This is a genomic window from Streptomyces sp. NPDC031418 (assembly GCF_055581605.1).
On the sequence record NZ_JBVIJC010000002.1, the window covers coordinates 335,232 to 361,282 of the forward strand.

At 72.1% G+C, this 26,051-nt stretch carries 24 protein-coding genes; 22 read left to right on the forward strand and 2 right to left on the reverse strand.

The window, feature by feature from the left end; translation table 11 throughout:
- The first annotated feature begins 249 nt into the window (after positions 1–249).
- The 14 genes from pyrR to ACZ5CZ_RS03725 all read left to right on the forward strand — a co-directional run bounded on the left by pyrR (position 250) and on the right by ACZ5CZ_RS03725 (position 16,793).
- The gene (gene pyrR, locus ACZ5CZ_RS03660; RefSeq protein ID WP_385846612.1) at positions 250–831 is read left to right on the forward strand and encodes a bifunctional pyr operon transcriptional regulator/uracil phosphoribosyltransferase PyrR; all 582 of its coding nucleotides are present in this window, start codon (positions 250–252) and stop codon (positions 829–831) included.
- A gap of 91 nt (positions 832–922) precedes the next feature.
- Positions 923–1,894, forward strand: coding sequence for an aspartate carbamoyltransferase catalytic subunit (locus tag ACZ5CZ_RS03665; protein WP_385846613.1), 972 nt, complete (start codon positions 923–925; stop codon positions 1,892–1,894).
- Positions 1,895–1,899: 5 nt separating this feature from the next.
- A complete protein-coding gene (locus ACZ5CZ_RS03670) occupies positions 1,900–3,186 on the forward strand; it encodes a dihydroorotase (protein ID WP_467543832.1) in 1,287 nt (428 codons plus the stop codon).
- On the forward strand, positions 3,183–3,743 hold the full coding sequence (locus ACZ5CZ_RS03675; RefSeq protein ID WP_468938803.1) for a PH-like domain-containing protein: 561 nt from the start codon (positions 3,183–3,185) through the stop codon (positions 3,741–3,743). The genes ACZ5CZ_RS03670 and ACZ5CZ_RS03675 overlap by 4 nt, the downstream gene beginning before the upstream one ends.
- Positions 3,740–4,882 carry a glutamine-hydrolyzing carbamoyl-phosphate synthase small subunit gene (gene carA, locus ACZ5CZ_RS03680; protein ID WP_385846616.1) on the forward strand — a complete coding sequence of 381 codons (1,143 nt, stop codon included), beginning with the start codon at positions 3,740–3,742 and terminating at the stop codon, positions 4,880–4,882. Before ACZ5CZ_RS03675 ends, carA begins: the two co-directional genes overlap by 4 nt.
- A complete protein-coding gene (carB, locus tag ACZ5CZ_RS03685; protein WP_468938807.1) occupies positions 4,875–8,183 on the forward strand; it encodes a carbamoyl-phosphate synthase large subunit in 3,309 nt (1,102 codons plus the stop codon). The genes carA and carB overlap by 8 nt, the downstream gene beginning before the upstream one ends.
- 65 nt (positions 8,184–8,248) lie before the next feature.
- Positions 8,249–9,355 (forward strand): quinone-dependent dihydroorotate dehydrogenase, encoded by a 1,107-nt coding sequence (locus ACZ5CZ_RS03690; RefSeq protein WP_468938809.1) that lies wholly within the window; start codon positions 8,249–8,251, stop codon positions 9,353–9,355.
- Positions 9,352–10,197, forward strand: a complete 846-nt coding sequence (pyrF, locus tag ACZ5CZ_RS03695; RefSeq protein WP_385846621.1) for an orotidine-5'-phosphate decarboxylase — start codon at positions 9,352–9,354, stop codon at positions 10,195–10,197. Before ACZ5CZ_RS03690 ends, pyrF begins: the two co-directional genes overlap by 4 nt.
- Positions 10,198–10,498: 301 nt before the next feature.
- Positions 10,499–10,822: an integration host factor gene (locus ACZ5CZ_RS03700; RefSeq protein ID WP_003977346.1), complete on the forward strand. Its 324-nt coding sequence runs from the start codon at positions 10,499–10,501 to the stop codon at positions 10,820–10,822.
- 60 nt (positions 10,823–10,882) lie between these two features.
- Positions 10,883–11,440 carry a guanylate kinase gene (gene gmk, locus ACZ5CZ_RS03705; protein WP_385846622.1) on the forward strand — a complete coding sequence of 186 codons (558 nt, stop codon included), beginning with the start codon at positions 10,883–10,885 and terminating at the stop codon, positions 11,438–11,440.
- Between the two features lie 52 nt (positions 11,441–11,492).
- Positions 11,493–11,765 carry a DNA-directed RNA polymerase subunit omega gene (gene rpoZ, locus ACZ5CZ_RS03710; protein WP_005319902.1) on the forward strand — a complete coding sequence of 91 codons (273 nt, stop codon included), beginning with the start codon at positions 11,493–11,495 and terminating at the stop codon, positions 11,763–11,765.
- Positions 11,766–11,867: 102 nt separating this feature from the next.
- A complete protein-coding gene (gene coaBC / locus ACZ5CZ_RS03715) occupies positions 11,868–13,070 on the forward strand; it encodes a bifunctional phosphopantothenoylcysteine decarboxylase/phosphopantothenate--cysteine ligase CoaBC (RefSeq protein ID WP_385846624.1) in 1,203 nt (400 codons plus the stop codon).
- 249 nt (positions 13,071–13,319) lie between these two features.
- On the forward strand, positions 13,320–14,528 hold the full coding sequence (metK, locus tag ACZ5CZ_RS03720) for a methionine adenosyltransferase (RefSeq protein WP_385846625.1): 1,209 nt from the start codon (positions 13,320–13,322) through the stop codon (positions 14,526–14,528).
- A 105-nt stretch (positions 14,529–14,633) separates the two neighbouring features.
- Complete coding sequence (locus ACZ5CZ_RS03725; RefSeq protein ID WP_468938813.1) at positions 14,634–16,793, forward strand: primosomal protein N'; 2,160 nt, start codon at positions 14,634–14,636, stop codon at positions 16,791–16,793.
- A 73-nt stretch (positions 16,794–16,866) separates the two neighbouring features.
- Here the strand turns inward: ACZ5CZ_RS03725 and ACZ5CZ_RS03730 are convergent, their stop codons facing one another.
- Complete coding sequence (locus tag ACZ5CZ_RS03730) at positions 16,867–17,400, reverse strand: hypothetical protein (RefSeq protein WP_385846629.1); 534 nt, start codon at positions 17,398–17,400, stop codon at positions 16,867–16,869.
- Positions 17,401–17,665: 265 nt separating this feature from the next.
- Between ACZ5CZ_RS03730 and fmt the strand changes: the two genes are divergently transcribed.
- From fmt to ACZ5CZ_RS03770, 8 genes are all read left to right on the forward strand, one after another.
- Complete coding sequence (fmt, locus tag ACZ5CZ_RS03735) at positions 17,666–18,598, forward strand: methionyl-tRNA formyltransferase (protein WP_468938815.1); 933 nt, start codon at positions 17,666–17,668, stop codon at positions 18,596–18,598.
- A gap of 94 nt (positions 18,599–18,692) precedes the next feature.
- Positions 18,693–20,111 (forward strand): RsmB/NOP family class I SAM-dependent RNA methyltransferase, encoded by a 1,419-nt coding sequence (locus ACZ5CZ_RS03740; protein WP_468938817.1) that lies wholly within the window; start codon positions 18,693–18,695, stop codon positions 20,109–20,111.
- A 153-nt stretch (positions 20,112–20,264) separates the two neighbouring features.
- Positions 20,265–20,951: a ribulose-phosphate 3-epimerase gene (gene rpe, locus ACZ5CZ_RS03745; RefSeq protein ID WP_467543847.1), complete on the forward strand. Its 687-nt coding sequence runs from the start codon at positions 20,265–20,267 to the stop codon at positions 20,949–20,951.
- Positions 20,952–21,040: 89 nt separating this feature from the next.
- Complete coding sequence (locus ACZ5CZ_RS03750; RefSeq protein ID WP_385846635.1) at positions 21,041–22,084, forward strand: sugar-binding transcriptional regulator; 1,044 nt, start codon at positions 21,041–21,043, stop codon at positions 22,082–22,084.
- A gap of 87 nt (positions 22,085–22,171) precedes the next feature.
- Positions 22,172–22,612: a guanyl-specific ribonuclease gene (locus tag ACZ5CZ_RS03755; protein WP_468938819.1), complete on the forward strand. Its 441-nt coding sequence runs from the start codon at positions 22,172–22,174 to the stop codon at positions 22,610–22,612.
- Entirely contained in the window at positions 22,609–22,923 is a 315-nt protein-coding gene (locus ACZ5CZ_RS03760) for a barstar family protein (RefSeq protein WP_385846637.1), read from the forward strand. Before ACZ5CZ_RS03755 ends, ACZ5CZ_RS03760 begins: the two co-directional genes overlap by 4 nt.
- A 131-nt stretch (positions 22,924–23,054) precedes the next feature.
- Positions 23,055–24,497 (forward strand): GuaB1 family IMP dehydrogenase-related protein, encoded by a 1,443-nt coding sequence (locus tag ACZ5CZ_RS03765; protein WP_385846639.1) that lies wholly within the window; start codon positions 23,055–23,057, stop codon positions 24,495–24,497.
- A gap of 207 nt (positions 24,498–24,704) precedes the next feature.
- Positions 24,705–25,157, forward strand: a complete 453-nt coding sequence (locus tag ACZ5CZ_RS03770) for an Lrp/AsnC family transcriptional regulator (RefSeq protein WP_121789788.1) — start codon at positions 24,705–24,707, stop codon at positions 25,155–25,157.
- 4 nt (positions 25,158–25,161) lie between these two features.
- Here ACZ5CZ_RS03770 and ACZ5CZ_RS03775 read toward each other — a convergent pair whose 3' ends face one another.
- Positions 25,162–25,902: a GntR family transcriptional regulator gene (locus ACZ5CZ_RS03775; protein WP_385846641.1), complete on the reverse strand. Its 741-nt coding sequence runs from the start codon at positions 25,900–25,902 to the stop codon at positions 25,162–25,164.
- Positions 25,903–26,051 lie beyond the last annotated feature (149 nt).

A 26,051-nucleotide genomic window follows, 5' to 3' on the forward strand; every position in this document is an offset into this window, starting at 1 on the left:
GCTCCCCGGACACTGTGTCGACGCGGCCGGCTGTTTTCCCGCCGCGCGGCTGGTAACTCACTGTGAGGTTACGCAGCGTGACTCTTCTGCGTCAAGCCGAATGGTCCACACCGACTCTTCCGTGGTAGTGACCACCGATTAGGCCAAGGGGGTGATCGGAGGGCTCCCGGGGACCTGATACGGTGGATGGCGCAATTCCGACGTCCTTTAAGGTCCGTCCCGTGAGGCGGAGAAGGAGGTCCGTTTCGTATGGACAAGCACGACCCGTATGCGCATCCGCAGGCGTCCGATGCCCGGCCCGTTCTCGAAGGCCCCGACATCGCGCGGGTGCTGACCCGTATCGCCCACGAGATCGTCGAACGCGCCAAGGGCGCCGACGACGTGGTGCTCCTCGGCATCCCGACGCGCGGCGTCTTCCTCGCCCAGCGGCTCGCCGCCAAGCTGGAGCAGATCACCGACCGCAAGGTCCCCGTCGGCTCGCTCGACATCACGATGTACCGCGACGACCTGCGCATGCATCCGCCGCGCGCGCTCGCTCGCACCGAGATCCCCGGTGACGGCCTCGACGGCCGCCTGGTCGTCCTCGTCGACGACGTGCTCTTCTCCGGCCGCACCATCCGCGCCGCCCTGGACGCCCTGAACGACATCGGGCGCCCGCGCGCGGTGCAGCTGGCGGTCCTGGTCGACCGCGGCCACCGGGAACTGCCGATCCGTGCCGACTACGTCGGCAAGAACCTCCCCACGTCGCTGCGGGAGACGGTCAAGGTCCAGCTCGCCGAGGAGGACGGTCGCGACACCGTGCTGCTCGGTGTCAAGCCGGCCGACCAGTAGCAAGCCAGGCGCACGGCTCGCTCCGGCCTGCCGACACGCGCCCGGATTTGCCCGAATCCTCCCGTTTGAATCGCCTTACGGAGCCTGACAGATGCAGCGTCATCTCATCTCGGCCGCCGACCTCACCCGCGACGACGCCGTCCTGATCCTCGACACCGCCGAGGAGATGGCCCGGGTCGCCGACCGGCCGATCAAGAAGCTGCCGACCCTGCGCGGCCGCACCGTCGTCAACCTCTTCTTCGAGGACTCCACGCGCACGCGTATCTCCTTCGAAGCCGCCGAGAAGCGCCTCTCCGCGGACGTCATCAACTTCTCCGCCAAGGGCTCCAGCGTGTCCAAGGGCGAGTCCCTCAAGGACACCGCCCAGACGCTGGAGGCCATGGGCGTCGACGCCGTCGTCATCCGGCACGGCGCCTCCGGAGCGCCCTACCGCCTGGCGAACTCCGGCTGGATCGACGCCGCCGTCATCAACGCCGGCGACGGCACCCACCAGCACCCCACCCAGGCCCTGCTGGACGCGTTCACCATGCGCCGCCGGCTGGTCGGCCGGGACGCCGGGCTCGGCCAGGACCTCGCAGGCAAGCGGATCACCATCGTCGGCGACGTCCTGCACAGCCGGGTCGCCCGCTCCAACGTGGACCTGCTGCACACCCTCGGCGCCGAGGTCACCCTGGTCGCACCGCCCACCCTGGTGCCGGTCGGCGTCGAGACCTGGCCGTGCGAGGTGTCGTACGACCTCGACAGCGTGCTGCCGAAGTCGGACGCGGTGATGATGCTCCGCGTCCAGCGCGAGCGCATGAACGCCGCCTTCTTCCCGACCGAGCGCGAGTACTCGCGGCGCTACGGCCTCGACGGCGACCGCATGGCGAAGATGCCCGAGCACGCCATCGTGATGCACCCCGGCCCGATGGTGCGCGGCATGGAGATCACCGCCGAGGTCGCCGACTCCGAGCGCTGCACCGTCGTCGAGCAGGTCGCCAACGGTGTCTCCATCCGGATGGCCGTGCTGTACCTGCTGCTCGGCGGAAACGAGCCCGCCCAGACCCGCACTGAGGAGAAGTAAGACCCATGAGCAAGATCCTGATCCGTGGTGCGAAGGTGCTCGGCGGCGAGCCGCAGGACGTGCTGATCGACGGCGAGGTCATCGAGGCGGTCGGCACGGGCCTGTCCGCCGACGGCGCCGAGGTGGTCGAGGCCGGCGGCAAGGTGCTGCTGCCGGGCCTGGTCGACCTGCACACCCATCTGCGTGAGCCGGGCCGCGAGGACTCCGAGACGGTCCTCACCGGCACCCGCGCGGCCGCCTGTGGCGGCTACACCGCCGTGTTCGCCATGGCCAACACCTTCCCCGTCGCCGACACCGCCGGTGTCGTGGAGCAGGTCTGGCGGCTCGGCAGGGAGCACGGCTACTGCGACGTCCAGCCCATCGGTGCCGTCACCGTCGGACTGGAGGGCCGGAAGCTCGCCGAGCTGGGTGCCATGCACGAGTCGGCCGCGGGCGTGACCGTCTTCTCCGACGACGGCAAGTGCGTGGACGACGCCGTGATCATGCGCCGTGCGCTGGAGTACGTGAAGGCCTTCGGCGGTGTCGTTGCCCAGCACGCGCAGGAGCCGCGGCTGACCGAGGGCGCCCAGATGAACGAGGGCATCGTCTCCGCCGAGCTGGGCCTGGGCGGCTGGCCGGCCGTCGCCGAGGAGTCGATCATCGCGCGGGACGTGCTGCTCGCCGAGCACGTCGGCTCCCGCGTCCACATCTGCCACCTGTCGACCGCCGGCTCGGTGGAGATCGTCCGCTGGGCCAAGTCCCGCGGCATCCAGGTCACCGCCGAGGTCACCCCGCACCACCTGCTCCTCACCGACGAGCTGGTGCGCACGTACAACCCGGTCTACAAGGTCAACCCGCCGCTGCGCACCGAGCGCGACGTCATGGCCCTGCGCGAGGCGCTCGCGGACGGCACGATCGACATCGTCGCCACCGACCACGCCCCGCACCCGCACGAGGACAAGGACTGCGAGTGGGCCGCCGCCGCCATGGGCATGGTCGGCCTGGAGACCGCGTTGTCAGTGGTCCAGGAGACCATGGTCGACACGGGCCTGCTGGACTGGGCCGGCGTCGCCGACCGGATGTCCGTCAAGCCCGCGCAGATCGGACAGGCCACCGGGCACGGCCGTCCCGTCTCGGCAGGTGAGCCCGCCAACCTCACCCTCGTCGACACGGCATACCGTGGCCAGGTGGACCCCGCGGGCTTCGCCTCGCGCAGCCGCAACACCCCGTACGAGGGCCGCGAGCTGCCGGGCCGTGTGACGCACACGTGGCTGCGGGGCAAGGCCACGCTCGTCGACGGGAAGCTCACGTGACACCAGTAATCCTGCTGGCCGAGGCCAAGCGATCGGCCGAGGTCACCGACTGGCCGGCCCGCATCGGCTGGCTCGTCGGACTCCTGCTCTTCGTCGCGCTCGTCTACTGGCTGATGCGCGAGGGCTGGAAGTGGCGCGGCACGCTCCAGGGCGACCTGCCGGCGCTGCCCGGCGCGCCGCAGCAGTCCGGTCCGGCGAAACTGAAGCTGAGCGGCCGCTACCACGGCTCCACCACGGCAGGACAGTGGCTGGACCGGATCGTGGCCCACGGCCTCGGCACCCGCAGCCGGGTCGAGCTGACCCTGACCGACCAAGGCCTGGAGGTCGAGCGTCCCGGAGCGACCGACTTCTTCGTCCCCACCGCCGCGCTGCGCGGCGCCCGCCTCGACAAGGGCATCGCCGGCAAGGTCCTCACCGAGGGCGGGCTGCTGGTGGTGACCTGGGCACACGGCGACAAGCTGATCGACTCCGGGTTCCGCTCCGACCACGCGGCCGAGCACACCGAGTGGGCCGACACCCTGAACCACATGATCAACGACACGGAAGGCGCACGATGACGACCTCCACCAGGGGAGCCGCCAGGGTTCCCGCCGTTCTCGTCCTGGAGGACGGCCGCCTCTTCCGCGGCCGCGCCTACGGGGCCGTGGGGGAGACCTTCGGCGAGGCCGTGTTCTCCACCGGCATGACCGGCTACCAGGAGACCCTCACCGACCCGTCGTACGACCGCCAGATCGTCGTCGCGACCGCCCCGCAGATCGGCAACACGGGCTGGAACGACGAGGACGACGAGTCGAGCCGCATCTGGGTCTCCGGCTATGTCGTGCGCGATCCCGCGCGCGTGCCGTCCAACTGGCGCGCCAAGCGCTCCCTCGACGACGAGCTGGAGCGGCAGGGCGTGGTCGGCATCTCCGGCATCGACACCCGCGCCCTCACCCGCCATCTGCGCGAGCGCGGCTCCATGCGCGCCGGCATCTTCTCCGGCGAGGCGATCGCGGCCGACTCCGAGCTGCTCGCCCGGGTGCAGGCCCAGCCGCACATGAAGGGCGCGAGCCTGTACGAGGAGGTCGCGACCAAGGAGGCGTACGTCGTCCCCGCGATCGGCACCAGGAAGTTCACCGTCGCCGCGATCGACCTCGGCATCAAGGGCATGACCCCGCAGCGCATGGCCGAGCGCGGCATCGAGGTGCACGTGCTGCCCGCCACCGCGTCCGTCGAGGACGTCTACGCCGTCAACCCGGACGGTGTGTTCTTCTCCAACGGCCCCGGCGACCCGGCGACCGCCGACGGCCCGGTGGCCCTCATGACCGCCGTCCTGGAGCGGAAGACGCCGCTGTTCGGCATCTGCTTCGGCAACCAGATCCTCGGCCGCGCGCTCGGCTTCGGCACCTACAAGCTGAAGTACGGCCACCGGGGCATCAACCAGCCGGTCCAGGACCGTACGACCGGCAAGGTCGAGGTCACCGCGCACAACCACGGCTTCGCCGTGGACGCGCCGCTCGACCAGGTCAGCGAGACGAAGTTCGGCCGCGCCGAGGTCTCGCACGTCTGCCTGAACGACAACGTCGTGGAGGGGCTCCAGCTGCTCGACCAGCCCGCCTTCTCCGTCCAGTACCACCCCGAAGCGGCCGCCGGTCCGCACGACGCCGCCTACCTGTTCGACCGCTTCGTCTCCCTGATGGAGGGCCAGCGTGCCTAAGCGCACCGATATCCAGTCCGTCCTGGTCATCGGCTCCGGCCCGATCGTCATCGGCCAGGCCGCCGAGTTCGACTACTCCGGCACCCAGGCGTGCCGCGTGCTCAAGGCCGAAGGCCTGCGCGTGGTCCTCGTCAACTCCAACCCGGCGACGATCATGACCGACCCGGAGATCGCCGACGCCACCTACGTCGAGCCGATCACCCCCGAGTTCGTCGAGAAGATCATCGCCAAGGAGCGCCCCGACGCCCTGCTGCCCACCCTGGGCGGTCAGACGGCCCTGAACACCGCGATCTCGCTGCACGAGAACGGCGTCCTGGCCAAGTACGGCGTGGAGCTGATCGGCGCCAAGCCCGAGGCGATCCACAAGGGCGAGGACCGCGACCTGTTCAAGGAGGTCGTGGAGGAGGTCCGCAAGAAGATCGGGTACGGCGAGTCCGCCCGCTCGGTCATCTGCCACACCATGGACGACGTCCTCCAGGGCGTCGAGACCCTCGGCGGCTACCCGGTCGTCGTCCGCCCGTCCTTCACCATGGGCGGCGCCGGCTCCGGCTTCGCGCACGACGAGGAGGAGCTGCGCCGCATCGCCGGCCAGGGCCTCACGCTCTCCCCGACCACCGAGGTGCTCCTGGAGGAGTCCATCCTCGGCTGGAAGGAGTACGAGCTGGAGCTGATGCGCGACAAGCACGACAACGTCGTGGTCGTCTGCTCCATCGAGAACTTCGACCCGATGGGCGTGCACACCGGTGACTCGATCACCGTCGCGCCCGCGATGACGCTGACCGACCGCGAGTACCAGATCCTGCGGGACGTCGGCATCGCCGTGATCCGCGAGGTCGGCGTCGACACCGGCGGCTGCAACATCCAGTTCGCGGTGAACCCCGAGGACGGTCGTGTGATCGTCATCGAGATGAACCCGCGCGTGTCCCGGTCCTCGGCGCTCGCCTCCAAGGCGACCGGCTTCCCGATCGCCAAGATCGCCGCCAAGCTGGCGGTCGGCTACACCCTGGACGAGATCCCCAACGACATCACCCAGGAGACCCCGGCCTCCTTCGAGCCCACGCTCGACTACGTGGTCGTCAAGGCCCCGCGCTTCGCCTTCGAGAAGTTCCCGCAGGCCGACTCCACGCTGACCACCACCATGAAGTCGGTCGGCGAGGCCATGGCCATCGGCCGCAACTTCCCCGAGGCCTTCCAGAAGGCGCTGCGCTCGCTGGAGAAGAAGGGCAGCCAGTTCACCTTCGTCGGCGACCCCGGCGACAAGGACACCCTGCTGCGCGAGGCCGTACGGCCCACCGACGGCCGGATCAACACGGTCATGCAGGCCATCCGGGCGGGCGCCACGCCGGAGGAGATCTTCGACTACACGAAGATCGACCCCTGGTTCGTGGACCAGCTCTTCCTGATCAAGGAGATCGCGGACGAGCTGGCCGAGGCCCCCGAGCTGACGCGCGAACTGCTCGGCGAGGCCAAGCGGCACGGCTTCTCCGACCAGCAGATCGGCGAGATCCGCGGCCTGCGCGAGGACGTCGTCCGCGAGGTCCGGCACGCGCTCGGCATCCGCCCGGTCTACAAGACGGTCGACACCTGCGCCGCCGAGTTCGCCGCGAAGACGCCGTACTTCTACTCGGCCTACGACGAGGAGTCGGAGGTGGCGTCCCGCGAGAAGCCGGCCGTCATCATCCTGGGCTCCGGCCCGAACCGCATCGGCCAGGGCATCGAGTTCGACTACTCCTGCGTCCACGCCTCCTTCGCGCTGTCCGACGCCGGGTACGAGACCGTGATGGTCAACTGCAACCCGGAGACCGTCTCCACGGACTACGACACCTCCGACCGCCTGTACTTCGAGCCGCTGACGCTGGAAGACGTGCTGGAGATCGTCCACGCGGAGCAGCAGGCGGGCCCGGTCGCGGGCGTCGTCGTCCAGCTCGGCGGCCAGACCCCGCTGGGTCTCGCGCAGGCCCTGAAGGACAACGGCGTGCCGATCGTCGGCACCTCCCCGGAGGCCATCCACGCCGCCGAGGACCGCGGCGCCTTCGGCCGGGTCCTCGCCGAGGCCGGTCTGCCCGCCCCGAAGCACGGCACGGCCACCACCTTCGCCGAGGCCAAGGCCATCGCCGACGAGATCGGCTACCCGGTCCTGGTCCGGCCGTCGTACGTCCTCGGCGGCCGCGGCATGGAGATCGTCTACGACGAGCCCCGCCTGGCCAGCTACATCGCCGAGTCGACCGAGATCAGCCCGTCCCGGCCGGTCCTCGTCGACCGCTTCCTGGACGACGCGATCGAGATCGACGTCGACGCGCTCTACGACGGCGAGGAGCTGTACCTCGGCGGTGTCATGGAGCACATCGAGGAGGCCGGCATCCACTCCGGCGACTCGGCGTGCGCCCTGCCCCCGATCACCCTCGGCGGCTTCGACGTCAAGCGGCTGCGCGCCTCCACCGAGGCCATCGCCAAGGGCGTCGGCGTGCGCGGCCTGATCAACATCCAGTTCGCGATGGCCGGCGACATCCTCTACGTGCTGGAGGCCAACCCGCGCGCCTCGCGTACGGTCCCCTTCACCTCGAAGGCGACCGCGGTGCCGCTCGCCAAGGCCGCCGCCCGGATCTCGCTGGGCGCGACCATCGCCGAGCTGCGCGCGGAGGGGCTGCTGCCGAAGCGCGGTGACGGCGGCGAGCTGCCGCTGGACGCGCCGATCTCCGTCAAGGAGGCCGTCATGCCCTGGTCGCGCTTCCGCGACATCCAGGGCCGCGGCGTGGACACCGTCCTCGGCCCGGAGATGCGCTCCACTGGCGAGGTCATGGGCATCGACTCGGTCTTCGGCACGGCGTACGCCAAGTCGCAGGCGGGTGCCTACGGCCCGCTGCCCACCAAGGGCCGCGCGTTCATCTCGGTCGCCAACCGGGACAAGCGCTCGATGATCTTCCCGGCGCGCGAGCTGGTCGCTCATGGCTTCGAGCTGCTCGCCACCTCCGGCACCGCCGAGGTCCTCAAGCGCAACGGCATCAACGCCTCCGTGGTGCGCAAGCAGTCCGAGGGCACCGGCCCGAACGGCGAGAAGACCATCGTCCAGCTCATCCACGACGGCGAGGTCGACCTCATCGTCAACACCCCGTACGGCACCGGCGGCCGCCTCGACGGCTACGACATCCGTACGGCGGCCGTGGCCCGCTCGGTCCCCTGTCTGACGACCGTCCAGGCCCTCGCCGCGGCCGTCCAGGGCATCGACGCCCTCAACCGTGGCGAGGTGGGCGTCCGCTCGCTCCAGGAACACGCGGAACACCTGACCGCGGCCCGCGACTAGCAGCCCTTGAGGGGGACACCGGAAACGGTGTCCCCCTCTTCATGAGGCTTCATGAGGACACGTACATGTACAAGCTTTTCTTCCGTCTGGTCTTCACCCGGATGGACCCGGAGCAGGCGCATCACCTCGCGTTCCGCTGGATCCGCCTCGCCGCCCGCGTCCCCGGCCTGCGCACCTTCGTCGCGGCCGCCCTCGCGCCCCGGTACAAGGAGCTGCGCACCGAGGCCTTCGGGCTGCGCATGCACGGCCCCTTCGGCCTTGCGGCCGGCTTCGACAAGAACGCCGTCGCGATCGACGGGATGTCGATGCTCGGCTTCGACCATGTCGAGATCGGCACGGTCACCGGCGAGCCGCAGCCCGGCAACCCGCCCAAGCGACTCTTCCGGCTCGTGAAGGACCGCGCGCTCATCAACCGCATGGGCTTCAACAACGACGGCTCGCTCGCCGTGGCGGCCCGCCTGGCGACCCGGCAGCCCGTCTTCCGGACGGTCGTCGGCGTGAACATCGGCAAGACCAAGGTCGTCCCGGAGGCCGAGGCCGTCGCGGACTACGTGAAGTCCGCCGAGCGGCTCGCGCCGTACGCCGACTACCTGGTCGTCAACGTCTCCTCGCCGAACACGCCCGGCCTGCGCAACCTCCAGGCCGTCGACCACCTGCGCCCGCTGCTGACCGCCGTCCGCGAGGCCGCCGACCGCATGGTGGCGGACCGGCACGTCCCGCTCCTGGTGAAGATCGCCCCCGATCTCGCCGACGAGGACGTCGACGCCGTCGCCGACCTGGCCGTGGAGCTGGGCCTGGACGGCATCATCGCCACCAACACCACCATCGCGCGCGAGGGCCTCGGCCTTCAGTCCCCGCCCGCGCTGGTGCGGGAGACCGGCGGGCTGTCCGGCGCCCCGCTCAAGGCGCGCTCCCTGGAGGTGCTGCGCCGCCTGTACGCGCGTGTGGGCGACCGGATCACCCTGGTGGGCGTGGGCGGCATCGAGACCGCCGAGGACGCCTGGCAGCGCATCCTGGCCGGTGCCACGCTGGTCCAGGGCTACAGCGCCTTCATCTACCACGGGCCGTTCTGGTCCCGGGCGATCCACAAGGGCCTCGCGGCCCGTCTGCGCACCAGCCCCTACGCCACCCTCGCCGACGCGGTCGGCGCCGATGTGAGGAAGCCCGTATGACTGTTCTCGAGCCCTTCGGCGCCCGGCTGCGCCGTGCCATGGACGAGCGCGGCCCGCTGTGCGTCGGCATCGACCCGCACGCCTCCCTGCTCGCCGAGTGGGGCCTGAACGACGACGTGGCGGGCCTGGAGCGGTTCAGCCGCACGGTCGTGGAGGCCATGGCCGACCGGGTGGCGGTCCTGAAGCCGCAGAGCGCCTTCTTCGAGCGGTTCGGCTCGCGCGGCCTCGCCGTCCTGGAGAAGTCGGTGCAGGAGGCGCGCGCGGCCGGCGCCCTGGTCGTGATGGACGCCAAGCGCGGCGACATCGGCTCCACCATGGCGGCCTACGCCGAGGCGTTCCTGCACAAGGACGCCCCGCTGTTCTCGGACGCGCTGACCGTCTCGCCGTACCTCGGCTACGGCTCGCTCAGCCCGGCCGTCGCCCTGGCCCGGGAGAGCGGGGCGGGCCTGTTCGTGCTGGCGCTGACCTCGAACCCGGAGGGCGGCGAGGTGCAGCACGCCGTGCGCGCCGACGGCCGGACGGTCGGGGCGACCATGCTGGCCCACCTGGCCGCCGAGAACGCGGGCGAGAAGCCGCTGGGCTCCTTCGGCGCGGTGGTCGGCGCCACGCTCGGCGACCTCTCCTCGTACGACCTCGCCGTCAACGGTCCGCTGCTCGCGCCCGGCATCGGAGCCCAGGGCGCGACCCCGGCGGACCTGCCGCGGGTCTTCGGGGCGGCCGTGCGCAACGTGGTGCCGAACGTCAGCCGGGGTGTGCTGCGGCACGGTCCCGACGCTGGGGCGCTGCGCGGGGCGGCCGAGCGGTTCGCGGAGGAGATCCAGGCGGCCGTGGCGGGTGCCTGACCCCCGTGCGGGGTCTCCCTGCGGGCGGCGCGGTGACGGGTTCCGTGTGAATACATCTTCAAAACCGGGGCATTATGTCCCAAATGTCCGGCCTGACGGAGGCTGACCAGGACTTTTCCGCTGTTCTCGCTGACTCTGGCGAACTTGCCCGCTAGTCTCCGAGCAGTGGGGGTACCTCCCACGCCCTTCAGGCAATGGGGGAGAACGGGTGAAGCGTGTTGCTCGTGGCTCCCCAGGTGTGGGGCGACTAGGTTCCTCACCGGTCCGTATCCGACAGTTCGACATCCGAGGTGACGTAGGCGTGGCTCTTCCGCCCCTTACCCCTGAACAGCGCGCAGCCGCGCTCGAAAAGGCCGCCGCGGCTCGCCGGGAGCGGGCCGAGGTCAAGAATCGACTCAAGCACTCCGGCGCCTCCCTGCACGAGGTCATCAAGCAGGGCCAGGAGAACGACGTCATCGGCAAGATGAAGGTCTCCGCCCTGCTGGAGTCCCTGCCGGGCGTGGGCAAGGTCCGCGCCAAGCAGATCATGGAGCGTCTGGGGATCTCCGAGAGCCGCCGTGTGCGCGGTCTCGGTTCCAACCAGATCGCCTCCCTGGAGCGTGAGTTCGGCAGCACCGGCTCCTGAGTCCGGCTGCTGTCGGACCAGGAGTCCCGGGCACCCCGGGATTGCTGGAATAATCGCTGCATGAGTGAACGTCCGCGGCTGACCGTGCTCTCCGGCCCCTCCGGGGTCGGCAAGAGCACGGTCGTCGCCCATATGCGCAAGGAACACCCCGAGGTCTGGCTCTCGGTGTCGGCGACGACCCGCAAGCCGCGCCCTGGTGAGCAGCACGGAGTCCACTACTTCTTCGTGACCGACGACGAGATGGACAAGCTGATCGCCAACGGCGAGCTGCTGGAGTGGGCCGAGTTCGCCGGCAACCGGTACGGCACGCCCCGCGCGGCCGTGCAGGAGCGGCTGGAGAACGGCGAGCCCGTGCTGCTGGAGATCGATCTCCAGGGCGCCCGGCAGGTTCGCGCCTCCATGGCCGACGCCCAGCTGGTGTTCCTCGCTCCGCCCTCCTGGGAGGAGCTGGTGCGCAGGCTGACCGGCCGGGGGACCGAGTCGCCCGAGGTCATCGAGCGCCGCCTGGCGGCCGCCCGGACCGAGCTGGCGGCCGAGCCGGAGTTCGACGAGACCTTGGTGAACACCTCCGTCGAGGACGTGGCCCGCGAGCTGCTAGCCTTGATGGATGTTGTCTGATCACGAGTGTGTGATCAGAAATGATCTTTTCCCATCCATCGGAAGGTAGAGCGTGTCCTCTTCCATCACCGCGCCCGAGGGCATCATCAACCCGCCGATCGACGAGCTTCTCGAGGCCACCGACTCGAAGTACAGCCTCGTGATCTACGCGGCCAAGCGTGCCCGCCAGATCAACGCGTACTACTCGCAGCTCGGCGAGGGCCTCCTCGAGTACGTCGGTCCGCTCGTCGACACCCATGTCCACGAGAAGCCGCTCTCGATCGCCCTGCGGGAGATCAACGCGGGTCTGCTGACGTCCGAGGCCATCGAGGGCCCGGCGCAGTAGTACTTTCAGACTGCGATTGACTTATCCACAGGCCCGGCAGTCACGCTGCCGGGCCTGTGGTGTGTCATTGGTGTTGCAGGGTTCCGAGTCCGGGGAGTGAGCGTGGACAAGCCCAAGGTCGTGCTGGGAGTCAGCGGTGGCATCGCCGCCTACAAGGCGTGCGAGCTGCTGAGAAGGCTGACGGAGTCGGGCCATGACGTCCGCGTGGTGCCCACCGCCTCCGCGCTGCACTTCGTCGGCGCCGCCACCTGGTCCGCCCTGTCCGGCAACCCCGTCTCCACCGAGGTCTGGGACAGCGTCCACGAGGTCCCGCACGTCCGCATCGGCCAGCACGCCGACCTGGTGGTGGTGGCCCCGGCGACGGCCGACATGCTCGCCAAGGCCGCCCACGGCCTCGCCGACGACCTGCTCACCAACACCCTGCTCACCGCCCGCTGTCCGGTCGTCTTCGCCCCGGCGATGCACACCGAGATGTGGGAGCACCCGGCCACCCAGGAGAACGTGGCGACCCTGCGCCGGCGCGGCGCCGTCGTCATCGAGCCCGCCGTCGGCCGCCTCACCGGCGTCGACACCGGCAAGGGCCGGCTGCCCGACCCGGCCGAGATCTTCGAGGTCTGCCGCCGGGTGCTGGCCCGCGGCGTCACCGAGCCCGACCTGAAGGGCCGCCATGTGGTCGTCTCGGCGGGCGGCACCCGCGAGCCCCTCGACCCGGTGCGCTTCCTCGGCAACCGCTCCTCCGGCAAGCAGGGCTACGCCCTCGCCCGCACCGCCGCGGCCCGGGGCGCCCGGGTGACGCTGGTCGCGGCCAACACCGCGCTGCCCGACCCGGCCGGTGTGGACGTGGTCCCGGTCGGCACCGCCGTACAGCTGCGCGAGGCGGTCCTGAAGGCCGCGGCGGACGCCGACGCCGTCGTCATGGCCGCCGCCGTGGCCGACTTCCGTCCGGCCGTCTACGCGGCCGGCAAGATCAAGAAGCGGGACGGCCAGGAGCCCGACCCGATCGTCCTGGTGCGAAATCCAGACATTCTCGCGGAGCTGTCCGCCGAACGGGCCCGCCCCGGACAGGTGATCGTCGGCTTCGCCGCGGAGACCGACGACGTCCTCGCCAACGGCCGCGCCAAGCTCGCCCGCAAGGGCTGCGACCTGCTCGTGGTCAACGAGGTCGGCGAGCGCAAGACCTTTGGTTCCGAGGAGAACGAGGCGGTCGTGCTGGGTGCGGACGGCAGCGACACGCCGGTGCCGTACGGGCCCAAGGAGGCCCTGGCCGAGACCGTCTGGGACCTGGTCGCAGCGCGGCTCGGCTGACCCCGCGGCGGCCCCGCTCACCGGACGGAGCAGTGGAAGGCCGCCTGAAATTGATCGTGGCGACCCTGGCCAAGGCCGCCCGGCGTTGGGCAGAATGCCCCGTGCCGCAGGTCACAGCGCTTCCGAGAGGCGAGACAGTGACCCATCGGCCGAGTGTGACCGATAAACTGTCACGGTCGGCGCCGGGCGCAGCCCCGCGCACCGACCGTAAATGATCAGCCAGCAGCCGCTGCAACCCCAGGGAGCGTTGTGTCCCGTCGCCTGTTCACCTCGGAGTCCGTGACCGAAGGTCACCCCGACAAGATCGCTGACCAGATCAGCGACACCATTCTCGACGCGCTTCTGCGGGAGGACCCGACCTCCCGGGTCGCCGTGGAGACGCTGATCACCACCGGCCTGGTGCACGTGGCAGGTGAGGTGACGACCAAGGCGTACGCGGACATCGCGAGCCTGGTCCGCAACAAGATCCTGGAGATCGGTTACGACTCCTCCAAGAAGGGCTTCGACGGCGCCTCCTGTGGCGTGTCGGTGTCGATCGGCGCGCAGTCCCCGGACATCGCGCAGGGTGTGGACGCGGCGTACGAGGCCCGGGTCGAGGGCGACGACGACGAGCTGGACCGGCAGGGCGCCGGCGACCAGGGCCTGATGTTCGGCTACGCGTCCGACGAGACGCCCACCCTGATGCCGCTGCCGATCTTCCTGGCGCACCGGCTGTCCAAGCGCCTCTCCGAGGTCCGCAAGAACGGCACGATCCCCTACCTGCGCCCGGACGGCAAGACGCAGGTCACCATCGAGTACGACGGCGACAAGGCCGTCCGCCTCGACACGGTGGTCGTCTCCTCGCAGCACGCCAGCGACATCGACCTCGAGTCGCTGCTGGCGCCCGACATCCGCGAGTTCGTCGTGGAGCCGGAGCTGAAGGCGCTGCTGGAGGACGGCATCAAGCTGGACACCGACGGCTACCGCCTGCTGGTCAACCCCACCGGCCGGTTCGAGATCGGCGGCCCGATGGGTGACGCGGGCCTGACCGGCCGCAAGATCATCATCGACACCTACGGCGGCATGGCCCGCCACGGTGGCGGCGCCTTCTCCGGCAAGGACCCGTCCAAGGTGGACCGCTCGGCCGCCTACGCCATGCGCTGGGTCGCCAAGAACGTCGTGGCCGCGGGTCTGGCCTCGCGCTGCGAGGTGCAGGTGGCGTACGCGATCGGCAAGGCCGAGCCGGTCGGTCTCTTCGTGGAGACCTTCGGCACCCACAAGATCGAGACCGACAAGATCGAGAAGGCCATCGACGAGGTCTTCGACCTCCGCCCGGCCGCGATCATCCGCGACCTCGACCTGCTCCGCCCGATCTACTCCCAGACGGCGGCCTACGGCCACTTCGGCCGCGAGCTGCCCGAATTCACCTGGGAGCGCACCGACCGCGTGGACGCGCTGCGCGCCGCCGCCGGCCTGTAGTCCCGCCCGCCTGTCCGCCGAGGCCCGGCTTCCCCTCTCGGGAGCCGGGCCTCGGCGTGTCCGCGGGCAGCCGGTGTTGTCAGTCCCGTTTGGAAGAATGCAAGCGTGAGCAGCGAGGACGGGGTGCACCCGGGGGACGGGGACGGCGCGGGCGAAGGAGCGCCGGCGGAGCAGCTCGCCCTCATCCGGGAGAGCGTGCGCACGGCGAAGACCCCGCGGGCCAAGCCGCGGACCTGGCGGGGCGCCGCGCTGGCGGAGCGACTGCCGGTGGCCCGGGTCCTCGTGGACAAGGGCGTGCTGCACCTCGACCGGTACTTCGACTACGCCGTCCCCGCCGAGCTGGACGAGCAGGCGCAGCCCGGCGTGCGGGTGCGGGTGCGGTTCGGGGCCGGGCGGGGCCGGGTGCGCGAGGGCCGCCGGGAGGGCGGGGGGCTCATCGACGGCTTCCTCATCGAGCGGCTGGCCCACTCCGACTACTCCGGCCCGCTGGCCGCGCTGGCCCAGGTGGTGTCGCCGGAGCCGGTGCTGAGCGAGGAGCTGCTGGGGCTCGCCCGGGCCGTCGCCGACCGGTACGCGGGCAGCCTCGCCGACGTCCTCCAGCTGGCCGTGCCGCCCCGCAGCGCGCGCGCCGAGCAGCGGCCGTCCCCGGAGCCCCTGCCGCCGCCGCCCGCGCCCGAGACGGGCTCCTGGGCACGGTACGAGCGCGGCGGGGCCTTCCTGGAGGCGCTGGCCTCCGGCGGGGCGCCCCGGGCCGTGTGGCATGCGCTGCCCGGGCCCTCCTGGAGCGAGGAGATCGCCCGGGCCGTCGCCGCCACCCTCGCCTCGGGACGCGGCGCGCTCGTCGTCGTACCGGACGGACGGGCCGCCGGGCGGGTCGACGCCGCCCTGACCGCGCTGCTGGGCCCCGGCCGGCATGCGCTGCTCACCGCCGACGCCGGGCCCGAGAAGCGGTACGCGCAGTGGCTCGCGGTGCGGCGGGGGGCCGTCCGGGCGGTCGTGGGGACCCGGGCGGCGATGTTCGCGCCGGTGCGCGATCTCGGCCTGGTCGCCATCTGGGACGACGGGGACGACAGCCACAGCGAGCCGCACGCCCCGCAGCCGCACGCCCGGGATGTGCTGCTGCTGCGCGCCGCGCAGGACAAGTGCGGTTTCCTGCTGGGCGGTTGGAGCTGCACCGTGGAGGCCGCCCAGCTGGTCGAGACCGGCTGGGCACGGCCGCTGGTGGCCGGGCGGGAACAGGTGCGGCGGACCGCGCCGCTGGTGCGGACCGTGGGCGACGAGGACCTCGCCCGGGACGAGGCGGCCCGTGCCGCCCGGCTGCCCACCCTCGCCTGGCAGGCGGCCCGCGAGGGGCTGCGGCACGGGCCGGTGCTGGTCCAGGTGCCCCGGCGCGGCTACACCCCCCGGATGGCCTGCGACCGGTGCCGGGCGCCCGCGCGCTGCCGGCACTGCTCCGGGCCGCTCGAGGGGCAGGACGCGGGCGTGCTGCGCTGCGGCTGGTGCGGGCAGCCGGAGAACGCCTGGCACTGCCCGGAGTGCGGAGGCTTCCGGCTGCGCGCCCAGATCGTGGGGGCGCGGCGGACCGCCGAGGAGCTGGGGCGCGCCTTCCCGGCCGTACCGGTGCGCACCTCGGGCCGCGAGCATGTGCTGGACACCGTGCCGGGCGCGCCCGCGCTGGTCGTGAGCACCCCGGGCGCCGAGCCGGTGGCCGAGGGCGGCTATGCGGCGGCCCTGCTGCTGGACGGCTGGGCCATGCTCACCCGGCCGGATCTGCGCGCCGGTGAGGACGCGCTGCGCCGGTGGATCGCGGCCGGAGCGCTAGTGCGGCCGCAGAGCGAAGGGGGGACCGTGGTCGTGGTGGCCGAGCCGACCCTGCGGCCGGTGCAGGCCCTGGTGCGCTGGGATCCCGTCGGGCACGCGGTGCGGGAGCTGGCCGAGCGGGCGGAGCTGGGCTTCCCGCCGGTGTCGCGGATGGCGGCCGTGTCCGGGGTGCCCACGGCCGTCGCCGAGTTCCTGGCTGCGGTGCAACTGCCCGCGGACGCGGAGGTGTTGGGGCCGGTGCCGGTGCCGCCCACGCTGCCGGGGCGGGCGCGCAGACCCGGCGCGCCGCCGCCCGGCGAACACTGGGAGCGGGCGCTGGTGCGGGTGCCGCCGGGCAGCGGTGCCGCGCTGGCCGCCGCCCTGAAGACCGCGCAGGCCGCCCGCATGGCACGGGGGAGCGGTGAGGCGGTGCGGGTGCGGATCGATCCGCCGGACATCGGCTGACCTCGGCCGACGGCCGTCCGTGGGGCCCTCCCGGGAGGGTTCGGGGGCTTCCGGGAGGGCGGTCGGCGGGGCGTCAGCCGTTGCGCGGGCCGGGGAAGGCGGTCGGCCGGGCGTCGTCGCGCAGCGTCGGGCTGCCCGCGGTCGGCTGGGTCGGCATGGAGCGGGCCGCGGGGACCGTCGGCAGACCGGCGCCCACGTTGAGCGTGCGGGTGCCGGTCGGCTCGGGTGACCGCTCGGCCTCGGCGGCGGCCTGGGCGGCGGCGCGGCGGGCGCCGTAGCGGCGGTGCACCGCCTGCTTGGTGACGCCGAGCGCCGAGCCCACCGCGTCCCACGAGAAGCCGAGCGAGCGGTCGAAGTCGACGGCGGCCGTGACCAGGGTCTCGACGCTGTCGCGGAGTTCCTGGGCGAGACGCACCGTCGGGGCGGGGGCGCGTCCGTAGACGACGAAGCCCGTGGACGGGCCGGAGCGGCGCGGGCGGTAGACATTGCCCAACTGGGCGGTGAGCGTGCGCAGTGCGTCCACCTGGCGGCGGACACGCTCGATGTCCCGCACCAGCAAGTGCAGGCTGGCCCGGGCCTGGGCGTCGTGGGTGGCGTGGTCGGCCATGAACAAGCCTCTCGAACCGGCGTTGAAAGGAATTGGGCCGCGCGAGGGCCCGAAGTGGTCAACTCTCTCTTGACCAACGCGTGGGCGCTCCGCTGGTCACGGGCTGGGGGCGTATGGGCATATGCGTACGCCGGTCGTCCGGGCGCGCGCGGGTCGCGGTTTCCGTTCCCTGCGGGGGTCGCTCGCCCTCGGCGGCTGTGCGCCGGTGGCCATAGACTGGTGCGCTGCCCGGTCCAACCCCCGCCCGAGAGGCCCGATCCCGCCCATGAAGCTCGTCTTCGCCGGTACCCCCGAGGTCGCCGTTCCCGCCCTGGACGCCCTGATCGCCTCCGGGCGGCACGAGGTGGCCGCCGTCGTCACCCGGCCCGACGCGCCGGCCGGGCGCGGGCGCAGGCTGGTCGCGTCGCCCGTGGCCGACCGGGCGGAGGAGGCCGGGATCGAGGTGCTGAAGCCGGTCCGGCCGCGGGACCCGGAGTTCCTGGCCCGGCTCACCGAGATCGCCCCCGACTGCTGCCCGGTCGTCGCCTACGGCGCCCTGCTGCCCCGCGTCGCCCTGGACATCCCCGCCCACGGCTGGGTCAACCTGCACTTCTCGCTGCTGCCCGCCTGGCGCGGGGCGGCGCCGGTGCAGCACTCCATCATGGCGGGCGACGAGATCACCGGCGCCTCCACCTTCCTCATCGAGGAGGGCCTCGACTCCGGGCCGGTGTACGGCACGGTGACCGAGGCGATCCGGCCCACCGACACCAGCGGCGACCTGCTCACCCGGCTCGCCTTCGCCGGCGCCGGGCTGCTCGCCGCCACCATGGACGGCATCGAGGACGGCAGCCTGAAGGCCGTACCGCAGCCCGCCGAGGGCATCACCGTGGCACCGAAGATCACGGTCGAGGACGCCCAGGTGGACTGGGCGGCGCCCGCGCTGCGCGTCGACCGGGTGGTGCGCGGCTGCACGCCCGCGCCCGGCGCCTGGACCACCTTCCGCGGCGAGCGGCTCAAGCTCATCCAGGTCACCCCGGTGCCCGAGCGGACCGACCTGGCGCCGGGCGCGCTCGCGGTCGGCAAGAACAGCGTGCACGTGGGCACCGGGTCGTACGCCGTCGAGCTGCTGTGGGTGCAGGCCCAGGGCAAGAAGCCGATGCGCGCCGCCGACTGGGCGCGCGGGGTGCGCATCACCGGGAGCGAGCGGCTCGGCGGCTGAGCACGGCCGCGGCGGCCCCGGGCGGCGGGGGCGGCGGTGTGCCGACGTACGCTGGACACCGCAGCCCCCTCATCACATCCGGAGCACCTTTTTCGTGAGCGAGCAGTCCCGGCGGCCCCGTAAGCCCGCCAAGCCCTACCGCCGTCCCCAGAAGGACCCCGTCCGCATGCTGGCCTTCGAGGCCCTGCGCGCGGTGGACGAGCGGGACGCGTACGCCAACCTCGTGCTGCCGCCGCTGCTGCGCAAGGCGCGGGAGAAGGGCGACTTCGACGCGCGGGACGCGGCCCTGGCCACCGAGCTGGTCTACGGCACGCTGCGCCGCCAGGGCACCTACGACGCCGTGGTCGCCGCCTGTGTCGACCGGCCGCTGCGCGAGGTCGACCCGCCGGTGCTCGACGTTCTCACCCTCGGTGTGCACCAGCTGCTGGGGACCCGGATCCCGACCCACGCCGCCGTGTCCGCCTCGGTGGAGCTGGCCCGGGTGGTGCTCGGCGACGGCCGCGCCAAGTTCGTCAACGCCGTGCTGCGCAAGGTCGCGCAGGACGACCTCGACGGCTGGCTCGCCAAGGTCGCCCCGTCCTACGACGAGGACCCCGAGGACCATCTCGCCGTGATGCACTCGCACCCGCGCTGGGTCGTCTCCGCGCTGTGGGACTCCCTCGGCGGCGGCCGCGCCGGGATCGAGGAGCTGCTCGCGGCCGACAACGAGCGGCCCGAGGTGACGCTCGTCGCCCGGCCGGGCCGCGCCACCACCGAGGAGCTGCTGCGCGAGGACGCCGCCGTGCCGGGGCGCTGGTCGCCGTACGCCGTGCGGCTCGCCGAGGGCGGGGAGCCGGGCGCGGTGGAAGCCGTGCGCGAGGGGCGCGCCGGAGTCCAGGACGAGGGCAGCCAGCTGGTCGCCCTCGCGCTCGCCAACGCGCCGCTGGAGGGCTCCGACACCAAGTGGCTCGACGGGTGCGCCGGGCCGGGCGGCAAGGCCGCGCTGCTGGGCGCGCTCGCCGCCGAGCGCGGGGCCGTCCTGCTCGCCTCCGAGAAGCAGCCGCACCGGGCCGGGCTGGTCGCCAGGGCGCTGCACGGCAACCCGGGGCCGTACCAGGTCATCGCCGCCGACGGGACCCGGCCGCCGTGGCGGCCCGGCACCTTCGACCGGGTGCTGATGGACGTGCCCTGCACCGGGCTCGGCGCGCTGCGCCGGCGGCCCGAGGCGCGCTGGCGGCGGCGCCCGGAGGACCTGGACAACTTCGCCCCGCTCCAGCGGTCCCTGCTGCGCACCGCCCTGGACTCGGTGCGCGTCGGCGGTGTCGTCGGCTACGCCACCTGCTCGCCCCATCTCGCCGAGACCCGCGCGGTCGTCTCCGACATCCTCAAGCAGCACCCGGACACCGAGCTGATCGACGCCCGCCCCCTGCTCCCGGACATGCCCGGTCTGGGCGAGGGCCCGGACATCCAGCTCTGGCCCCACCTCCACGGCACGGACGCGATGTACCTGGCCCTGATTCGGCGTACCGGCTGAAGCGTCGTCGGGATTGCCAACCTGAAGGGGCGCGGGGCTGTATCGATATGCGGCTGCGCCGCGGGGCGCGACCAGCCCCCACCGGGCCGGCAGACAAAACACAACCTGAGACCGCCGTTACAGCCCAGCGCAGCGGCATGGCAGGCTTGGGTCATGGCCGTGCAGATCAACCCCAGCATCCTGTCCGCCGACTTCGCCCGACTCGCGGAGGAGGCCAAGGCGGTCCAGGGCGCCGACTGGCTCCACGTCGACGTCATGGACAACCACTTCGTCCCGAACCTCACCCTCGGCGTACCGGTGGTGGAGTCCCTGGCCCGTGCGACGGACACGCCGCTGGACTGCCACCTCATGATCGAGGACCCCGACCGCTGGGCTCCCCAGTACGTCGAGGCCGGTGCCTCCTCCGTCACCTTCCACGCGGAGGCGGCCGCCGCTCCGGTGCGGCTCGCCCGCGAGATCCGCGCCAAGGGTGCGCGCGCCTCCATGGCGCTCAAGCCCGCCACGCCGATCGAGCCCTTCGAGGACCTGCTGCCGGAACTCGACATGCTGCTGATCATGACGGTCGAGCCGGGCTTCGGCGGCCAGGCCTTCCTCGACATCATGCTGCCCAAGATCCGCCGCACCCGTGAGCTGATCGGCAAGCACGGCCTCCAGCTGTGGCTCCAGGTGGACGGCGGGGTCTCGGCCTCGACGATCGAGCGGTGCGCGGAGGCGGGAGCGGACGTGTTCGTCGCCGGTTCGGCCGTGTACGGCGCCGAGGACCCGGCCGAAGCGGTGCGCGCCCTGCGCGCCCAGGCCCAGGAGGCGACCGCCAGGGCGTCCTGGGCATGCGACCACTGAGCCACAGCTATATGAACGGTTAAGGGAACGGCGCCCATCAGGGCGGATCAGTCGCGCCGAATCTGCAAGGATGAACGGCGAATCCAAGTGTGAACAGCAGTGAGGAGATCGCCGTGTCGGGTATGTCGGCGGGCCGGTCAGCCATGCGGATGGGACCCGCAGAGCTGGTGCAGGCGGCGGCCATGGCCCGCCGCTTCTACCTCGAGGGCAAGTCCAAGATCCAGATCGCGGAGGAGTTCGGCGTCAGCCGCTTCAAGGTGGCGCGGGTCCTGGAGACGGCCCTCGAACGGGATCTCGTACGGATCGAGATCCGCGTGCCGGCCGAGCTGGACGCCGAGCGCTCCGACGCGCTCCGCGCCCGCTACGGCCTGCGGCACGCCGTCGTGGTCGAGTCCCCGGCCGACGCCGAGGAGAACCCCGACCCGGAGAACCTCGGCGAGGTCGCCGCGGACCTCCTCGGCGAGCTGGTCAACGAGGGGGACGTGCTGGGGCTGGCCTGGGGCCGGTCCACCATCCACATGGCGGCGGCGCTCGACCGGCTGCCGCCGTGCACGGTGGTGCAGCTGACGGGCGTGTACGACGCCGGGACCGCCGAACGCGGCTCGGTGGAGGCGGTGCGCCGGGCCGCGCAGGTGTCGGGCGGCGACGCGCACCCCATCTACGCGCCGATGCTGCTGCCGGACGCGGCCACCGCGGCGGCGCTGCGCAGCCAGACCGGGATCGCCCGGGCGTACGAGTACTTCGACAAGGTCACGGTCGCCTGTGTCTCCATCGGCTCCTGGGAGCCGGGCATCTCGACGGTGCACGACATGCTGAGCGACGAGGAGCGGGCGCACTACGCCTCGCTCGGTGTCGCCGCCGAGATGTCCGCGCACCTCTTCGACGCCGAGGGCCGCCGGATCGGCCGCGACCTGGGGGAGCGGTGCATCACGGTCAAGGCCGACCAGCTGCGCCGTATCCCGGAGGTCGTGGCGATCGCCGGCGGACAGCGCAAGGCGTCCGCGATCGACGCGGTGCTCCGGTCCGGGCTGGTCACCAGCCTGGTCACGGACACCTCCGCCGCGGACTACCTGATGACGGCGGGGCCGACCCCGAAGCCCGCGCTCAGCCGCCAGGACCCCGACGGGGCCTGACGGGGCCCGCAGCGGGTGGTGCGTACCGCGCGGGAAAGGCGGGTCACGGTACGGCCGTGCGGGGACGGTCGTGGCAGCATCGTCGCCATGCTGCTGCGGTTCGTCCCCCGTGTCGTACCCCGTGCCGTCCTGCGTGCGTGCGCCGGGCTGCTGGTCTGTCTCGCCGTCCTGCTCACGGGCTGCTCCTCCCACCCGGCCGGCCGGGAGGGCACACGTGCCCCCGCCGGGTCGGCGCCCTCCTGGGCCCACGGCATGGCCACCGTCCGGGCGTCCGAGCTGCCGGCCGAGGCCCGCAGGACGCTCGCGCTCATCGACCGGGGCGGCCCCTACCCCTACGCCCGGGACGGCATCGTCTTCGGGAACTTCGAGGGACGGCTGCCCAGGCACCAGCGCGGCTACTACCGCGAGTACACGGTGCCGACACCCGGCTCGCGCGACCGCGGGGCCCGCCGCCTGATCACCGGGCAGGGCGGCGAGCTGTACTACACCGATGATCACTACCAATCGTTCAGGGCGGTACTGAGATGACGGAACTCCTGGTCACGCTGGACCTCGACGGAGTCACGGACAAGGCCGGACTGATGGACCGCGCCGCCCGGGCGCTGGCGCTGCCGGACTGGTTCGGCCGCAACTGGGACGCGCTCGCCGACTCGCTCGGCGACCACACGGTGTGGCCGGAGGACGCGGTCGAGCGAGGGCTGCTGATCGTCGTACGCAACTGGCGGCCGTACGCCGAGGCGCGGCCGGAGGAGTGGCGGATCGCCCAGGAGGTGTTCACCGAGGCCGCCGACCACACCCCGGCGCTCAGCGTCGCGCTGGCCCTTGGAGGAACCTCCTAAGCGCCTCTCACCAGCCTGGACGTTCTGTCGGGGCATGGTGACGGCCCGGCCATGGGAGAATGAAGTACGTGCTCTTTCCCCCTGGCACACCTGTCCGGGGGTCACCTCTGATCGACTGGGATGTGCAGCACGTGCGTTTCCTCAATGACATCCAGCCCGCGTACGACCTGACGTACGACGACGTCTTCATGGTGCCGAGCCGCTCCGCGGTGGGCTCCCGCCAGGGCGTGGACCTCCGCTCGCCGGACGGTACGGGCACCACCATCCCGCTCGTGGTCGCCAACATGACCGCCATCGCCGGGCGCCGCATGGCCGAGACGATGGCCCGCCGGGGCGGCCTGGTGGTCATCCCGCAGGACATCCCGATCGAGGTCGTCACCGAGGTCGTCTCCTGGGTGAAGAGCCGCCACCTGGTGCTGGACACCCCGATCGTGCTCACCCCGCACCAGACCGTCGCCGACGCCCTCGCGCTGCTGCCCAAGCGGGCGCACAACGCCGGTGTCGTCGTGGACGAGAACCACCGGCCGGTCGGCGTCGTCACCGACGCGGACCTGAGCGGCGTCGACCGCTTCACCCAGCTCGAAGTGGTCATGTCCAAGGACCTGCTGCTCCTGGACGCGGACATCGACCCGCGCGAGGCCTTCAACACCCTGGACACCCACAACCGGCGCTACGCCCCGGCCGTCGACAAGGACGGCAGGCTGGCCGGCATCCTCACCCGCAAGGGCGCCCTGCGGGCCACGCTGTACACCCCGGCCGTGGACGCCAAGGGCCGGCTGCGCATCGCCGCCGCCGTCGGCATCAACGGCGACGTGGCGGGCAAGGCCAAGCAGCTGCTCGACGCGGGCGTGGACACGCTCGTCATCGACACCGCGCACGGCCACCAAGAGTCGATGATCAGCGCCATCAAGCTGGTGCGCGCGCTCGACCCGCAGGTGCCGATCGTCGCGGGCAACATCGTCTCGGCCGAGGGCGTCAAGGACCTCATCGACGCCGGCGCGGACATCATCAAGGTCGGTGTCGGCCCCGGCGCCATGTGCACCACCCGCATGATGACCGGTGTGGGCCGGCCGCAGTTCTCCGCGGTGCTGGAGTGCGCCGCCGAGGCGAAGAAGTACGGCAAGCACGTCTGGGCCGACGGCGGTGTCCGGCACCCGCGCGACGTCGCCATGGCCCTCGCGGCCGGCGCCTCCAACGTCATGGTCGGCTCCTGGTTCGCGGGCACCTACGAGTCCCCGGGCGACCTCCAGCAGGACGCGGGCGGCCGCCTGTACAAGGAGTCGTTCGGCATGGCCTCCGCGCGCGCGGTGCTCAACCGCACCTCCGAGGAGTCGGCCTACGACCGCGCCCGCAAGGCGCTGTTCGAGGAGGGCATCTCCACCTCGCGGATGTTCCTGGACCCGGCCCGCCCCGGCGTCGAGGACCTGATCGACTCGATCATCGCGGGTGTCCGCTCCTCCTGCACCTACGCCGGTGCCGGCTCCCTCGAGGAGTTCGCCGAGAAGGCCATCGTCGGCATCCAGAGCGCGGCCGGGTACGCGGAGGGCAAGCCGCTGCACGCCAGCTGGAGCTGACCGCTCCGCCGGGAAGCGCGTGGGAGCCGGTGCGCAGCCGCGGATCCGTTCGCGGCCGGTCGCGCCGTTCCCCGCGCCCCCGAGGGGGCGCTCGTCGGGCTCGTGTTCTACTTCGTATACGGCTGTCGCCGTTCCCGTCCCGCGGCCGATGACGCTCCCGCGGCGACGGCAGAGAAGTGACCGAACCGAAGAAGTGAACCACCCCCTGTGCTGAACGATCTCGACGAACGCATCGTGCACGCCCTCGCCGAGGACGCCCGCCGCTCCTACGCGGACATCGGGCAGATGGTCGGCCTGTCCGCACCCGCCGTGAAGCGGCGCGTGGACCGGCTGCGGGCCACCGGAGCCATCACCGGATTCACCGTCCGGGTGGACCCGGCGGCGCTCGGCTGGGAGACCGAGGGGTACATCGAGATCTACTGCCGGAGCAACACCTCCCCGGAGACCATCCAGCGAGGCCTGGAGCGCTACCAGGAGGTCGTGGCCGCGTCGACCGTCACCGGCGACGCGGACGCGATCGCCCAGGTCTTCGCCTCCGACATGCGCCACTTCGAGCGGGTGCTGGAGCGGATCGCCGGGGAGCCGTTCGTCGAGCGCACCAAGTCCGTGCTGGTGCTGTCCCCGCTGCTGCGCCGCTTCTCCTCCGGGGCTCCCGGATAGGGCGCTACCCCGCCGTCTTGCGGGCCAGCGCGTTGTTGCCTATCGAGTTGCGCACGCTGAAGCTCACCGCGTCCGAGCGGTACCGGTCGTCGGACCACTCCACCGGGCGCCCCTCCCGCGTGGTCGTCACGCGCCGCACCCGCAGCAGCGGGCTCGTGCGGCGCACGCCCAGCAGCTCGGCGTCCTGTGCGCCGCAGGCGACCGCGTCGATGACATGCTCGCCGTACGCGAAGACCAGGCCGGTGTCGTCGTACAGGCGCTGGGTGACGGACGGGCAGTCGGGCTCGATGGCCTCGACCGCCGGGGAGATCCAGTCGGCGTAGACCGTCCGCTCCAGCAGCACCGGCTCGCCGTCCAGTCCGCGCACCCGCAGGACGTGCAACACCGGGGTGCCGACGACCAGTTGGAGGCGCACGGCGTCCTCGGCGGTGGCCGGCCGGTACTCCTGGGACACCACCCGGCCGGTGGCCTCGCGGCCCATCGCGCGGGCCCACTGGGCGAAGCTGCGCAGCTCCTCGAAGCTCTGGCTGCGGCGGCTGGCCAGGACCACCCGCCGGGCACCCTGGCGGGAGCCGATGAGTCCCTCGGCGGTGAGGGCCGCGACGGCCTGGCGGACCGTGCCCCGGGAGACGCCGTAGTGCGCGGCCAGCTCCGACTCCGAGGGCAGCCGGCTGCCGACCGTGTACTCCTCGCGGTCGATCGCCCGCCGCAGCTCGTCGGCGATCTCCTCGTGTCGCGCCGTCATGCTTCCCCTCTGCGTAGGCCGCTGTGCACAGCGTGACCAGCCTAATCGACGTTCCCTACTGATCCGTGTCAACCGGAAGTGTGCAGGGAAACGGGGGCCGGAGTTTCGGCAGTGTTTACGGACCGGACACCGGCGGCGGGCGTACTGGG

Excerpts from the sequence above, each read along its gene's own strand:
- ACZ5CZ_RS03690 (WP_468938809.1), top strand. The coding sequence starts at position 8,249 with ATGTACAAGCTTTTCTTCCGTCTGGTCTTCACCCGGATGGACCCGGAG.
- ACZ5CZ_RS03670 (WP_467543832.1), top strand. The coding sequence starts at position 1,900 with ATGAGCAAGATCCTGATCCGTGGTGCGAAGGTGCTCGGCGGCGAGCCG.
- fmt (WP_468938815.1), top strand. The coding sequence starts at position 17,666 with ATGAAGCTCGTCTTCGCCGGTACCCCCGAGGTCGCCGTTCCCGCCCTG.
- ACZ5CZ_RS03760 (WP_385846637.1), top strand. The coding sequence starts at position 22,609 with ATGACGGAACTCCTGGTCACGCTGGACCTCGACGGAGTCACGGACAAG.
- gmk (WP_385846622.1), top strand. The coding sequence starts at position 10,883 with ATGAGTGAACGTCCGCGGCTGACCGTGCTCTCCGGCCCCTCCGGGGTC.
- rpe (WP_467543847.1), top strand. The coding sequence starts at position 20,265 with ATGGCCGTGCAGATCAACCCCAGCATCCTGTCCGCCGACTTCGCCCGA.
- ACZ5CZ_RS03775 (WP_385846641.1), bottom strand. The coding sequence starts at position 25,902 with ATGACGGCGCGACACGAGGAGATCGCCGACGAGCTGCGGCGGGCGATC.
- pyrF (WP_385846621.1), top strand. The coding sequence starts at position 9,352 with ATGACTGTTCTCGAGCCCTTCGGCGCCCGGCTGCGCCGTGCCATGGAC.
- ACZ5CZ_RS03665 (WP_385846613.1), top strand. The coding sequence starts at position 923 with ATGCAGCGTCATCTCATCTCGGCCGCCGACCTCACCCGCGACGACGCC.
- ACZ5CZ_RS03730 (WP_385846629.1), bottom strand. The coding sequence starts at position 17,400 with ATGGCCGACCACGCCACCCACGACGCCCAGGCCCGGGCCAGCCTGCAC.
- ACZ5CZ_RS03755 (WP_468938819.1), top strand. The coding sequence starts at position 22,172 with ATGCTGCTGCGGTTCGTCCCCCGTGTCGTACCCCGTGCCGTCCTGCGT.
- pyrR (WP_385846612.1), top strand. The coding sequence starts at position 250 with ATGGACAAGCACGACCCGTATGCGCATCCGCAGGCGTCCGATGCCCGG.
- carA (WP_385846616.1), top strand. The coding sequence starts at position 3,740 with ATGACGACCTCCACCAGGGGAGCCGCCAGGGTTCCCGCCGTTCTCGTC.